Source organism: Acinetobacter sp. SFB (assembly GCF_001647545.1).
In the GTDB taxonomy this organism is placed as follows: domain Bacteria; phylum Pseudomonadota; class Gammaproteobacteria; order Pseudomonadales; family Moraxellaceae; genus Acinetobacter.
On the sequence record NZ_LSZH01000005.1, the window covers coordinates 1 to 12,835 of the forward strand.

At 35.1% G+C, this 12,835-nt stretch carries 16 protein-coding genes; 13 read left to right on the plus strand and 3 right to left on the minus strand.

Annotated features, from left to right (window positions below; all coding sequences use genetic code 11):
* Nucleotides 1-912, minus strand: a 912-nt coding sequence (gene repM / locus AY606_RS04265; protein WP_067865261.1) for a replication initiation protein RepM, incomplete at its 3' end; no start/stop codon positions are given.
* A gap of 1,217 nt (nucleotides 913-2,129) precedes the next feature.
* On the opposite strand from repM, the gene AY606_RS04270 reads away from it, so the two are divergent.
* The 10 genes from AY606_RS04270 to AY606_RS04315 all read left to right on the plus strand — a co-directional run bounded on the left by AY606_RS04270 (nucleotide 2,130) and on the right by AY606_RS04315 (nucleotide 9,379).
* Nucleotides 2,130-3,023: a phage integrase N-terminal domain-containing protein gene (locus AY606_RS04270; protein ID WP_067865264.1), complete on the plus strand. Its 894-nt coding sequence runs from the start codon at nucleotides 2,130-2,132 to the stop codon at nucleotides 3,021-3,023.
* The gene (locus AY606_RS04275) at nucleotides 3,024-3,263 is read left to right on the plus strand and encodes a hypothetical protein (protein WP_067865267.1); all 240 of its coding nucleotides are present in this window, start codon (nucleotides 3,024-3,026) and stop codon (nucleotides 3,261-3,263) included.
* Nucleotides 3,264-5,096, plus strand: a complete 1,833-nt coding sequence (locus AY606_RS04280; RefSeq protein ID WP_067865270.1) for a type IV secretory system conjugative DNA transfer family protein — start codon at nucleotides 3,264-3,266, stop codon at nucleotides 5,094-5,096.
* Between the two features lie 150 nt (nucleotides 5,097-5,246).
* On the plus strand, nucleotides 5,247-5,804 hold the full coding sequence (locus tag AY606_RS04285) for a hypothetical protein (RefSeq protein WP_067865274.1): 558 nt from the start codon (nucleotides 5,247-5,249) through the stop codon (nucleotides 5,802-5,804).
* A gap of 111 nt (nucleotides 5,805-5,915) precedes the next feature.
* Complete coding sequence (locus tag AY606_RS04290; protein WP_067865277.1) at nucleotides 5,916-6,218, plus strand: type II toxin-antitoxin system RelE/ParE family toxin; 303 nt, start codon at nucleotides 5,916-5,918, stop codon at nucleotides 6,216-6,218.
* Nucleotides 6,219-6,500 (plus strand): addiction module antidote protein, encoded by a 282-nt coding sequence (locus tag AY606_RS04295; RefSeq protein ID WP_067865280.1) that lies wholly within the window; start codon nucleotides 6,219-6,221, stop codon nucleotides 6,498-6,500. It abuts the gene before it with no gap.
* 91 nt (nucleotides 6,501-6,591) lie between these two features.
* Nucleotides 6,592-7,062, plus strand: a complete 471-nt coding sequence (locus AY606_RS04300) for a hypothetical protein (RefSeq protein ID WP_067865284.1) — start codon at nucleotides 6,592-6,594, stop codon at nucleotides 7,060-7,062.
* Nucleotides 7,063-7,593: 531 nt separating this feature from the next.
* Nucleotides 7,594-7,950, plus strand: coding sequence for a type II toxin-antitoxin system RelE/ParE family toxin (locus AY606_RS04305; protein ID WP_067865286.1), 357 nt, complete (start codon nucleotides 7,594-7,596; stop codon nucleotides 7,948-7,950).
* Nucleotides 7,943-8,245, plus strand: coding sequence for a helix-turn-helix domain-containing protein (locus AY606_RS04310; protein WP_067865288.1), 303 nt, complete (start codon nucleotides 7,943-7,945; stop codon nucleotides 8,243-8,245). The genes AY606_RS04305 and AY606_RS04310 overlap by 8 nt, the downstream gene beginning before the upstream one ends.
* Nucleotides 8,246-8,434: 189 nt before the next feature.
* Nucleotides 8,435-9,379: a P63C domain-containing protein gene (locus AY606_RS04315; RefSeq protein WP_067865290.1), complete on the plus strand. Its 945-nt coding sequence runs from the start codon at nucleotides 8,435-8,437 to the stop codon at nucleotides 9,377-9,379.
* A 109-nt stretch (nucleotides 9,380-9,488) separates the two neighbouring features.
* Here AY606_RS04315 and AY606_RS04320 read toward each other — a convergent pair whose 3' ends face one another.
* Nucleotides 9,489-10,493: a hypothetical protein gene (locus tag AY606_RS04320; protein WP_155858121.1), complete on the minus strand. Its 1,005-nt coding sequence runs from the start codon at nucleotides 10,491-10,493 to the stop codon at nucleotides 9,489-9,491.
* 90 nt (nucleotides 10,494-10,583) lie between these two features.
* On the opposite strand from AY606_RS04320, the gene AY606_RS04325 reads away from it, so the two are divergent.
* From AY606_RS04325 to AY606_RS04340, 3 genes are all read left to right on the plus strand, one after another.
* Nucleotides 10,584-10,877: a hypothetical protein gene (locus AY606_RS04325; RefSeq protein WP_067865295.1), complete on the plus strand. Its 294-nt coding sequence runs from the start codon at nucleotides 10,584-10,586 to the stop codon at nucleotides 10,875-10,877.
* A gap of 650 nt (nucleotides 10,878-11,527) precedes the next feature.
* A complete protein-coding gene (locus AY606_RS04335) occupies nucleotides 11,528-11,803 on the plus strand; it encodes a type II toxin-antitoxin system RelB/DinJ family antitoxin (protein WP_067865300.1) in 276 nt (91 codons plus the stop codon).
* The gene (locus AY606_RS04340) at nucleotides 11,781-12,110 is read left to right on the plus strand and encodes a type II toxin-antitoxin system YafQ family toxin (protein ID WP_067865303.1); all 330 of its coding nucleotides are present in this window, start codon (nucleotides 11,781-11,783) and stop codon (nucleotides 12,108-12,110) included. The genes AY606_RS04335 and AY606_RS04340 overlap by 23 nt, the downstream gene beginning before the upstream one ends.
* 9 nt (nucleotides 12,111-12,119) lie before the next feature.
* On the opposite strand, the gene AY606_RS04345 is transcribed toward AY606_RS04340, so the two are convergent.
* Nucleotides 12,120-12,704: a plasmid replication DNA-binding protein gene (locus tag AY606_RS04345; RefSeq protein ID WP_067865306.1), complete on the minus strand. Its 585-nt coding sequence runs from the start codon at nucleotides 12,702-12,704 to the stop codon at nucleotides 12,120-12,122.
* Nucleotides 12,705-12,835: the final 131 nt, after the last annotated feature.

Sequence of the window (12,835 nt, forward strand, 5' to 3'; positions counted from 1 at the left end):
TCCTAGATTTTTTAAATGAGGTAAAAACTTTTTTTGCTTCTCTGGATCTCTCAACATATCTTTAATTCGAGCGGCAAGGGCTTCATAGTTTTCATTACCTACTGCCAAATGACTTAAATCATGAAGTTCTGCTAATTGATTTCCAAACAAGTTGATTTGAGAGTCGCTCATTTTATAAAAGTTTTGTTGCTCTGATTTTTGTTCATTTAAGGAGTTAGTCGCCTTGGGTTTCTGTTTGAGCTTAAATTGAAAGTCAGTAATAACCCGACCCTTTTTAAATTGATCATAGCTAACTGTTATATCAGTATTTTTATTTATATCTGCAATGGCTTTCTCAATTACATTAGTTTTAAAATTAGACATAGTGGCGTATTCATTCACTCCTACGCCTAATTTAGCTCTAATATCATCGATATTATATTTATCAGTTCTTCCCGCATTTAACCATTTTATTAATAATTCATATAACCTTAGACTATATTTACTTTTAAAATCAGAAACTTGTTCCAAATGATATTTTGTAAACTGTTCACTTAATCTGCTGATTAAACTTATAACTTCATTGCTTAGATATAAAACAATTAAGCCACTTGAATCCACATAAGTGACTTTATTGACCCAGTTTGCAGTTGTATATGCTTCTTTTCCTTTGTATCTATCTAAATAGCTGAATTCTCGTCTTTTTAATGTCCTGGCAGCATCTCTGATTAGGCTGTAAATATTGTTACTTTCAACTTTAAATTGATGAACATAGTCACTCACCGCAATTTCTATTGCTGTGTTGGGGCTTAAGTCAGGGACTTCTCTAGCCTCAACAATAGCTAAAAGCATAAGACGCTGTTCTATTAATGAGAGATTAAAAGAAGCATCTATTAGAGCATTATCTTTAACAACTAATTTATTACTACTCATTTATACGGCTTTTAAATTAATTTAACTAGGGTATAGACTGACTATTTAAAATAGTCAATATACAACCTATTCAAATACCCCTTAAACCTATCTTTATGACCCCTTAAACCTATCTTTATGACCCCTTAAACCTATCTTTATGACCCCTTAAACCTATCTTTATAAGGTCTAAGACCCTTATGTATAAAGGCTTTCAGCCTGTCTAAAAGCATTTAAAAGCTTTAAAAACAATTAAAAACACAAGCAAAGAAAAATTGCCCGTGGTTTTCGCTTCGCTCAAACTCTATTGAATCTCGCTTTCGCTCGATTCGAGGGGCAATTTTTAGTTAATCCCGGGGTAACTTTAATAAAAAGCAAAAGCGACTCGGAATTCGCTTCGCTCATGAGTTTTTTATGCTCGCTACGCTCGTCTTGAAATCCTTATTCTCAGTTCGCACCCATTCGGGATGCTCTGTTATTTCTGTGATATGCAAAAGGGAGCCTGTAATCAGGGAAAGGGAGAGGCAAATTTTCTCAGGTCGCTCGTAGACACTCGCTCGGTTTAAACCTGTTTGAATCAAACAAAAAAGCACAAAGCGAACGGAGTGTGAGCGACTTGGAAAAATCAAAATCTCAAAACGTATTCCTTCTGATCACAAGCTCCCATCTAAATCTTTTCGGCAGTAGCCGAGCCATCCCGAACGGGTGGCGACTCCCTTTTTGACTCTGGAAAAGAGCTGCCATTGCCCCTCAGTCGTCACTACCTATAAGTAGTGACGACTGAGGAAAGCCTTATATTGCTTACAATACAAAACATTTTTGGAAATTATTGCCACGTGATACAGCTAATTTTCACTCTATGATGATCGGACTTTTTTGTTTTTTCATAACTTTTCTTTGCTGGCTTTCATTTACGTTTTTCAGCTTAAACCCAAACTAAATAGCGGAGATCAAATACTTTTAATCGCTCTCATCCTATATGCAGAAACGGTTTATTTTTATAAGTATTCACACATTTGGACTTAAAGATTCTCGAATTTTTATACCCATTTTTTGAGCATTTTTTATCGAACCAATTTCTATAATTGCCTTTGATAAAACGTTAATTCGGCTCTTAACACTAACCAGTACACTGGATCTCAAACCGTTTTAAATTAAAAAAATGATGCTTCATTGATTCCGTAGCACAGCATAAAGCTGTGCTGTACTCATCAATCAAGCATCTCAAAAGAGTGCACATGACCTTAGAATATCAGTTCGATCAGCTCTGCAATAAGTTCCGTGAGGGTTCACACGCAACGCAAGCAAATAGGCGGTCTATGCTTAAATTGTTCACTGAACAATTTGCCAAGAATGGCTATGACGTTAAAACCATGTCGCCCAAAGATTTAAAAGGGCGGCATGTGAATAAATTGCTTGAGCAATGGCGTAAGGATGGCGTGTCCACAGGAACGATAAAAAATCGAATGGTGGCTGTAAGGTGGTGGGCTGAAAAAGTCGGCAATAGCGCTGCTGTCAAAGACAATGCAACCTATAAAATAGAAAATCGTGTCTATGTCACCAATGAAAATAAATCTATATCGCTAAAAGAGCTAGATTTGTCAAAAACCGATGCCAACATAGCGCAAAGCTTACGTTTACAAGACGCTTTCGGGCTGAGACGTGAAGAAAGCATGAAATTCCAACCTGAATATGCCTTAGATGGTCAAAAAATTGAAAATGCTCAATATATCCGCTTAAAAGACAGTTGGACCAAAGGCGGAAGACCTCGCACTATTCCCATCACCAACGAAAAACAACGTCAACAACTCCAAAATGCCTACGCTCAAGCCGTTAAAAATGGCGGTTCCATGATTCCAAAAGAAAAAAGCTATAAATCCCACAAAGCCAATTTTGAAGCGGTTACTCATGCGCTCGGGGTGGGACAAACCCATGGTTTAAGGCATGGCTACGCTCAAACCAGATACCGGGAATTAATGGGCTTTGATTGCCCTGCGGTAGGTGGCTCTCGCCTATTGTCTGAACATGAAAGGGAAAAGGATAAAGAAATCCGTATGTTAATTAGTGAAGAATTGGGACATAGCCGGATCAATATTACGTCTGTGTATCTGGGTTCATGGAGTAAAAACTAGATGGGTATTGCATCCGAAATAAGATCAAAATTGCCGTTGTGTGGTCGTTGTATAAATTGCAAATTATTGATTTGGAATGATAAAGCGGAACTTAAACCCACTCAAAATTTAATTAAATTTAGAAGCGCTGAAGCCTCTTTTTATTATACGGTTCGTTGTTCGTGGCTCAAAAGTCCTGTTTCTGAACCTCAATTTTTAGATACCTGTGAGGGTAAACAACAGCGAAAAGGGGATATTTAAGTGGTGCACGATTTTTTTATAGCTTATTACACGTTTTTAATCAGAACTTTGCACCTTAAACCGCTTTCGGTTGGCTATGCCAATACCCTTTTAGTTTTAGTCATTATTGCGCTTTTTCTCATGATTTTTGTGAGCTTAAAGTCACTTTTTAAAGCGCATGATCCATGGCATGAGTTTTTATATAATGTTGTGCTTTTTGGTTTGGCAGTTCTAGCCCAGACCTATCTGTTGAGCTACATCACAAACTTGCTTTCAAGTAATTACGTTTTTGTTTCAAATAATAATTATTTCGTGTCGTGGCTGGTGATGGCTGGTCTTTATGCCTTTTTGTACTTTGCAAATGGCAAGTCAAAACCTCGTGCAGAACGCATAAAAAAAGAGTCTGCGCAAGGATATGGCACCTTATTAACTGAAATGCACAGAGGGTTTAACAATAAAACGCCACTCATTGCTTTTACAGACAAGACTTTAGCAAAGAAGCAAATGAAGGACATGCAACAAAAACATCTCAATTGGTCGTTTCATCGTGAAAGTCTCAGGGTCACCAATGAAGATCGGGGCATTGTTTTGGGTGCACCGGGTTCGGGCAAAACAACGTTTTTAATTTCTCAGATCGTGGAGTGGATGAAATCGGGGCGCAGCTTCGTTGCAACAGACGTAAAGCCGGAAATCTGGGCAATTCTGAAGGCAAACAACGTATTTAAAATTTTTGGGTATAAGGATTGGGTTTTTAATCCGACCGATGTGGAGAGTGACCACTACAATATTTTTTCAGAAGTGAAGGATTCAGCAGAACTCAATGAGATTTTGAGCATTATCATTAAAGATGATACCGCCGAATCGGTGGTTTTTAATGACCTGGCAAGGCGCATTCTGAAAGCGATTCTGATCCAACTGGGGGATCAGGCATCACTGGTGAATGCCCAAAATTATATTAACAGCATGGATAGTAATGATGAGCTGTTAAAGGCATTAAGACAGTCTGAAAAATCCAGCGTTTCAAATATTGCCAAAGAAATTTCTCGGACTGCTCAAAATGATCGTTTGCTTGCCTCTGTCATGACGGCTGTTTCAAAAGCTTTTGATTTTCTCGATGATGACCGTATTCGAGTAACGACATCAGACAATGCCCAAGGTTTCTATTTGAAAGACGTTTTAATGCAGCCAAGACAAGCTGTATTTTTACAGTTTGACCAACAGTATAAGAGTTCAACGGCTACGCTATTCGGGGCGATGGTGGCGCATACCATGCGTATTTTACAAGCAAATCAAAATCGTGATGCGGTGTTTATTGCCTTAGATGAAATCATTAATTGTGCACCCATTCCAAAATTCACTGATTTGCTCAATACGATACGTTCTGCAAACATGCCTACCTTTCTCTATCTTCAGAGTTTAGAGGGCTTAAATCGCTTGTATGGCGCAAATAGCGACAAAATGTTCATGGGTTCGAGCAATTTAAAAATTGTTTTTAGAATCGACGATATTGCGTCGGCTGAAGAATGCAGTCGGTTGGTCGGTCAAACTGAAACAACCTACATTTCTGAAACAGCAGGAACAAGCCAAACGAGGGGTACTAATTCATCGAGTCGGGCAAGCGGTTCATCTTCTAATAAATCGCAAAACCTGGGTACAACAAAGTCCATTAAATTGGAATCCATTATTGAGCCTGCCGAATTTATTAAGTTGCCGATTTGTACTGCGGTAGTCATGTATAACGGCTCTTACGGAACCTTAGAAATGCCTAAATATTATGAGTGCTACAACATGCCAAAACGCACAAATTTAAAAACGATTAGGGATTTTAAAAGTAATTTAGAGAAATCCGCATAAATAAAAAAACGGCTATTTAGCCGTTTTTTTATTATTGAAAGCTATATCCCGAAAGGGATATAGCTATTTTAAGAGGGGTCTAACATCAGAATTTCGCATAAGGTGTATTATGTTAATTTTAGGAAAACTTAAACGAAATCACCAAAAACCATGAAAAAAAAATCAGCTTTTTTATATTATTTAGATGTTACAGCACCATTTTATTATTTTTATCTTGTACCTACTGCAATCGCATTAGTCATAGTTAGCTTTGATTTCTTATTTCAGGGCTTATTTCCGACCACAATTGACTCTTCGATTTCAAGCCAACATAAGTTTCTAAATGACTATTTTGCAATATGTAGTTTTTTCTTGATTGGGCTTATTGTTATTAATTACTTAAGGCACCCACTACCAGCCAAATATGTAAGACAAATACGTCAGCATTATTCAACACTAAATAAGAACCAGCAGTCTATCAATGGCTGGCTTGGCATTGTATTTTTCTGTTTTACTTTAGGCCTGATGAACCTGACTTGGTTTATTATTAATGATGAGCCTCTCCCACCATATAAAGAATGGCGCAAAGGCGATACTCTTACCTACTTAAACAGTTTCGCACATCCTTATATTTCTGCTATTGCTTTTAGTTTGCAATATGCCCTCATTGTATTTTTTACATTAATATTTATGAACATATTTGATAATCGTAAATATAGACAAAATTAATATGCTTAGTGCCATTTAACATAATGGCTGTTATACGAAATTCAGTGTCTCAGGCCCCAAAAACCAAGTTTATGTCTTGCATAAATGTATCCCATGGGATACATTTTACTTATGTACTCAATATATACCACAGAAGTCTTTGATGATTGGTTTACCAAGTTAAAAGACCAACAGGCAAAAAGACGCATACAAGTCCGAATTGATCGGGTTGAAGATGGGAACTTTGGAGATACTGAACCCGTGGGTGAAGGTGTCTCCGAATTACGTTTGTTCTTTGGACCTGGCTATAGGATTTATTACTGCAAACAAGGGCAAAGGGTTGTTATTCTTTTAGCAGGCGGAGATAAGTCTACGCAAAGTAAAGATATAAAACTTGCCCTGCAATTGGCACAAGATTTAGAGGAGGAGCTATAAATGGCTATTAAACTTCGCAAATGGGACAGTGCTGAGCATCTTAAAACAGAAGAAGACATGCAGGCTTATTTACAAGCATGTATCGAAGAATCTAATGGTGATGCCGCATTCATTGCTAAAGCTTTAGGTAACATTGCTAAAGCTAAAGGAATGGCCCAATTATCACGAGATACAGGTCTAGGTCGAGAAAGTCTTTACAAAGCACTTTCTGGTGATGTGAACCCTAGTTTTGATACTGTAATTAAAGTCGTAAAAGCACTGAATTTACGCTTAGCAATTTAAAAAAAGTTATTAAAAAATGGAGCTTTAGGCCCCATTTTTTGACTTCGTATAACGTGTATTATGTTAATTTTAGAGAAATTAAATAAAAAATATGAGTGACGCCAATAAAATTCAATTTAAAGTCGAATTAGAATTATATTTGAAATCCCCAGAAGACATTCAAAAATGGGCTTTAGATACTTTAGAAATTAATCCTTCAGATGAGCTAGCTTTAGAAATATGTTTTTTAGCGGATCTTCAAGAAATTATTGAGTATTTTAAAAAGATACATATCACTGATCTTGATATAAATACGAGAAATAATGTAATCCATCCATTATTGAATAAGTATGTTCTTAGTCACATTACTTCCATTCGGTCAAAAGAGGATATTTATCCTTTTTTTCAAAAAATTACTTTAATTTCAAAATACTTAGAAGATAAAAATTTAAATAATTTACTCATTTCATATGATGATGAATTCTATTTAGCACTAGAAAATTATTCGCCATTAGAACCTATGGAAGTATTTCATAACTTTATAAATGAGCTTCAAAAATGGCAAAAACAAACCTCCATTTAACATAATGGCGCTTATACGAAATGCCTTTTATAAAACCTTTGTTTTTCATATAGTTAAGGAATTTTAATCGACCTAAAAAACAGCAAAAAACCGGCCTGGAAACAAGTCGGCTTTTTTTTAAACTGTTTTGATATATTCTGCCAATAAAATTGATTACTTTTTAACCAAATTGAAACTTTCCTCAATGTTCCCGGTCTTCCCAAGGCAGAAAATATCCCCAATTTCTGCGGATAAAAAGGGGACAGTTTTTAGCCGGCTTTGTACGCATTTGCTCACATCAATCTCGGCCCTTTGCGGCTATACCACTTCGCTGTAATTTCATATGATGGGGACATAGAGAGCAGGAAGCTCCAAATAAAAAGAACAAAGTACAGAACAAGGAATGTGAGATCCGACAGGAGTTAGATCTAAGCATCAAATACGAAAAACCCCGACAGGATGTCGGGGTTTTTTATTGCCTATCATTTCTCATTTGCAAAACAAGCATAATGCTTCTAAAATATAGACTGTAATCTATATTTTGGTTGTGGTATGTGGACAGTCATTACGACAGATCTATTTAATGAATGGCTTGAACAGCAAGATGAATCGACACAAGAGAAGGTCTTAGCTGCTTTAGTTGTTCTGCAACAACAGGGACCGAGCTTAGGCCGCCCTTTAGTAGATACCGTATATGACTCTAAATTTACCAACATGAAAGAGCTTCGTGTTCAACATCGTGGTAAACCACTCCGGGCTTTTTTTGCATTTGATCCCTTACGTCAAGCCATTGTGCTGTGTATGGGTGATAAAGGCGGTAAAAAGCGATTCTATACAGAGATGCTGGCGATTGCAGATCAACAATATAAACTTCATCTCTCAACATTAGGAGAACAATCTAATGGCTAAAACTTTGCAAGAATTGTTAGCTAGCCGCTCTCCAGAGAGCCAAGCACGTATTCAAAAAATGGCTGATGAATTACTACTAGAAAATCAGCTTCATCTTATTCGTGAAGAATTAGAGATCTCTCAAAAAGAGCTCGCTGCAACACTTGGAATTAAGCAACCATCACTCTCAGCAATAGAAAATCGTGGTAATGATCTTAAGATTTCGACCATGAAAAAGTATGTTGAAGCAATGGGCGGAAAGCTCCGTATTGATGTAGAACTTCCAACAGGAAAACATATAGGATTCAATGTATAACGATTAAAAGGGAGCTTAAGCTCCCTTTTTTCATTTAGTAATATTTATATCCTATAAATTGAAGGGCATTAAATTTTATTTTTAAAAGGTCACTTTTTAAATTGACAACAAGTGACTTGGTCACTAATATAAAAAAAATAAATGACAAGGTCACTTTATTAAAAACATACTAATGACCAAGGATACCTAATGGAAAACGATATTAATGAAAGTAATCTAGGAAGTAAAATTCCTACTGTTTTTGAATGCACTCATAAAGGGGAGCTAAATTTAGGAGGTAAAACAGTAAGTTGTGCCGTATTAAGTAATGGCGATAGGGTTATTACTCAAACAGCATTATTTGATGTTTTCGACAGACCTCGAAAAGGAGAAAAAAGAAATGAGAGTTTGCCATCAATAATTGGAGCAAAAAACTTACTACCCTATGTTGATGATGAACTTAAAAAACTAGCTGAACCTATTCATTATTATAGTGATTCTGGTGCATTAAAAGCGGGGTATAGTGCTTTATTGATACCCGCAGTTTGCGATGTATATCTTCGAGCTTCTGATGATCCCAATGTAATAGTAGAGAGTCAAAAAAAGACAGTAGTCCAAGCTAATATAATTATTAGAGCATTAGCTAAAGTTGGTATTACAGCTTTGGTGGATGAAGCAACTGGATATCAGTTAGATCGAGAAGCTAATGAATTACAAACTCTTTTAAGTAAGTATATTTCTGAAGAATTTTTGAAATGGCAAGCAAGATTCCCTCGAAAATATTATGAAGAAATCTATCGCTTATATGGGTGGGAATATGATGCACTTAGTTTCAAACACCCTAAATATCTAGGTAAATTTACTAACGAATATGTATATGGTCACCTTCCTGAAGGTGTACTTGAAGAAATGCGTAGAAAGAATCCTAAAAATGAAAATGGGAATAGATCCAAACGACATCATCAATTATTAAGTGGTGATATTGGCCTTCCTCATTTAGAGAAACACATTACTAAACTAATTACAGTAATGGAACTTTCTGATGATATAGATGGTTTCAGAAACAATTTTGGCCGAATTTTTGGAAAATCGATTAAGACTAAACCAAATTCTAATCAAATTGAGATGCCATTAAATCCTGATGAGGAAAAATGATCATTTTAGAGTCATCTTTAAAGATGACTCTTTATTTAACATAAAATCTCTTATACGAAGCTTAAAAAATGAGGACCTAGAGTCCTCGTTTCGTGTAAGCGCCATTATGTTAAATGGAGGGGGAATCTGGATAACTATAAATATCCCATTGTTCTTTTATTTTATTTCTCACGTTTTTATAATACTTTTTTATAGACTCTTCATTGGATCTAGGATACAACTTGGTTATATCTTCTATAGCATTTTGCAAATAATTAACTTTTGACAATTCTTTATTTTTAATAGATTTATCGTAACAGTAGAGGCCAAGTAATCCCGATAGTAATCCATCTATACGAGTAACTTCTTGCTTTAAACTGTTATCCACTAAGTCATTATGTAGAAAATTAGATAGCATTTTGTTGGCTACAGGATCATATTTTGGGTATTTTTTCGCCTCCCTATATTTAGCATATTGATATTTAAATTCATTAATTGAATTCTCAATGTCATCTTCATTCATATTAATATCTAAGAATAAAGCATAACCAGGGATTTTTACTCCCACTTCTTCATATGGATCAAGTTGCATGAACTTTGCTCCAGGATAAAGAACTATAGCCTCTCTAAACTTTCCAAATACAAATTTTTCTATTGGAATATCATCTTGTTTTTCATATTGTTCAAGATTTGGCATCTTTTCTATAACTTTTAATGTCAGCTTTTCTATATCATTTCCAAGCAGTAAGTCTATGATTCTATATCTTTTTATTAATGGTATAGATTTATCCTTAAGAAAATCCTTACATTCGTCATACACTTTATGTGATGTTTCTTCAATTAGCTTTAGAAAAGATAAATTTGAATGAATTCTTCCATGCATTCTATATAGTGGAACACCTACTTGTATTAGATCCCAAGATAAATCTAACAACTTTTCCCATTTTATTTCTTCTTCATTAAAATCAGCATCTAGCCAAATTTTCTTAATAATTTCATTTTTTTCAGATAAATATTGATAATTGACAGGATCATTTTGCTTAAATGCTCTAATTGCATATTCCAATGGCAAAATTCCATTTAGAAGGGACTTTGTATGATAGTAAAGTGTGTTGTCAATTTTAGGTTTTGACAAAGGGAATCTCCGGAACAGCTCAAAGTGGCTTTGAAAATAAGTATATTTGTTAGTAAGTTATATTACCTATATTAGGAACTAGGAGTAATTATGTCTACTAACTTTCAAGCTATTATTGATAACATTATATCTTTCGATTTTTCCTCTATAAATGCTCGGAAGATAGCTTTATCTGGTCATCATGAGTTATACCATTTTCAAATGGCATTAAAAGAATTTGGTGAAGAAGCTCTTTTACAAGAGGTGGCTAAAATCTTAAAAAATCGATATCGATATACACATTCTGATGCATACAATGAAGCTGCTATTAGAATTAGAGCATTATTAGAAATTTGTGGTGGAGATAAAACCTTCAGAACGGCTAGAGATAACCTGAGAGGTTAAATAGTATATGTTCCTGTTAAATCAAAGCTTATCTATCATAATTTGTAAATATGTAATGTGAGAACTCTAATGGTAAAGACTACTTTTACTTTGAAAGAAAATCCAGAAACTGGCCAATTTCACCTTTTCGAAGGTAAGCTGAATCCTCCTAACGCAGATACTGCATGTACATCTCAAAACTCTTCTGTCTGTGAAAAGATGAAATGGGTATCTGGACATAAAGATATTGTCTGCGAGACTAATGAATCTATTGTACGTATGAAATGTGCGAAGTTAGGTCGTTCTGTATGTGGTATATGCGTTAGTCATTTATATTCAGATTCTGAATAAAATAGATAAGATATCTTCTTTATATTCACTATATAAGTGTTTTAGAATCTAAAGAATAGCTAAAATTAACATAATACCCCTTATACGAAATGCTAATATTTTATTCTTTAATTTCAGTGATATAGTTCAGACTTAACAGCCCGTTCTAGTCCGAATGGGTTTTTTTTATGATTTTTCATGTTCCACGATTAATAAATGATCAATGTTCCACGGTTTTGATTAGCTAAATTTATAAATAAGAATTTAATACAGGCGTTTTATCAAATTGATAATATGTTATTATGTATCTCAATTGAGTTACACAACATTAAGGTGAAGACATGACTTCTCAAACCTCAATGCTACACGTTCGAATTGATGATGATACCAAGCTTCAAGCACAGCAGGCTCTAAAATCAATGGGTATGTCTGTTTCTGATGCTGTACGGATCTTTTTAACTCGTGTAGTGGCAGAACAAGCAATACCATTTGATGTCCGTGTACCGAATGCTAAGACCGTTTCAGCCCTGAATGAAGCAGATGAAATGATCCAAGCAAAAAAAGCCCGTTTTGAAACTGTAGAAGACTTGTTTAATGACCTCGAAAAAAGCAGCTAAATCTAAACGTGCGGTTTTACCTCGATCATCGGATTATACCAAAGAGTTTTTAGCAGACTGGCAAAGGCTTTCTCGTAGTGGTCGTTACGATATGGGAAAGCTGAAGGAAGTTATGATGCTTTTAATCGCCAATGATGAACCTTTAGGCGCTGAATGGCTTGATCATGCCTTAAATGGCAGCCAATGGAAAAACTGCCGTGAATTACATGTCGGTGGAGATTTTCTATTAGTTTATCGTATTGAGTCACTTTCTAAGTTCGATATGATTGTTTTCGTTCGTGCAGGAACGCATAGCGAACTGTTCTAACCTAAAAAATTAGCCATTTGGTAAGAAGAATCTGCTCCAGAATCCTCTTTTTTTAGGCTCTTCTTCTATTATTTTATTTATATGGATATCACCCTGTTTATTTGGTGTTTTGACGCAGTTTAAACTGTCATTTTTACTGTTCAATTCTGTATGGTTTTGCTGTTCAATTGAATTGTTTTGAACTGTCGGTTGTTGTTCAGTACTTTCTTTTTGTGTGTAGGGTGTATAGCCTAAAACAAGTTTAAATTCTTTTAATTCTTCTCTTAAGCTACTAATTTCATTGAAAAGCCTATCTTCTCTTTGTTCTGCTTTTAGTCGGGCATTTTCAGACATTTCTAACATTTTTTTGTATAATTCAATACTGTCTAATTCTGTTTGAATTGAACTATTTTGAACTGTCTGCTGTTGTTCAACTTGAACAGCTTTGTTAGTTTTAGCTTCCCCATATAGAACTATCATATCAACCATATCAATGACTTTTTGACCCTGTTCATTGAGTGTAGCTGTTAGTATTCCTTTAGATACCTTGTCATATAAAGCACCACGAGAAAGTCCATAAAGGTTTGCCATTTTACTAATTGTTAGCTTTGCCATAATTACGCCAAATAAGACATTAAATTAAGTTTGAATTATTTATTTTAGGATTAAATCCTAGATTTTTTAAATGAGGTAAAAACTTTTTTTGCTTCTCTGGATCTCTCAACATATCTTTAATTCGAGCGGCA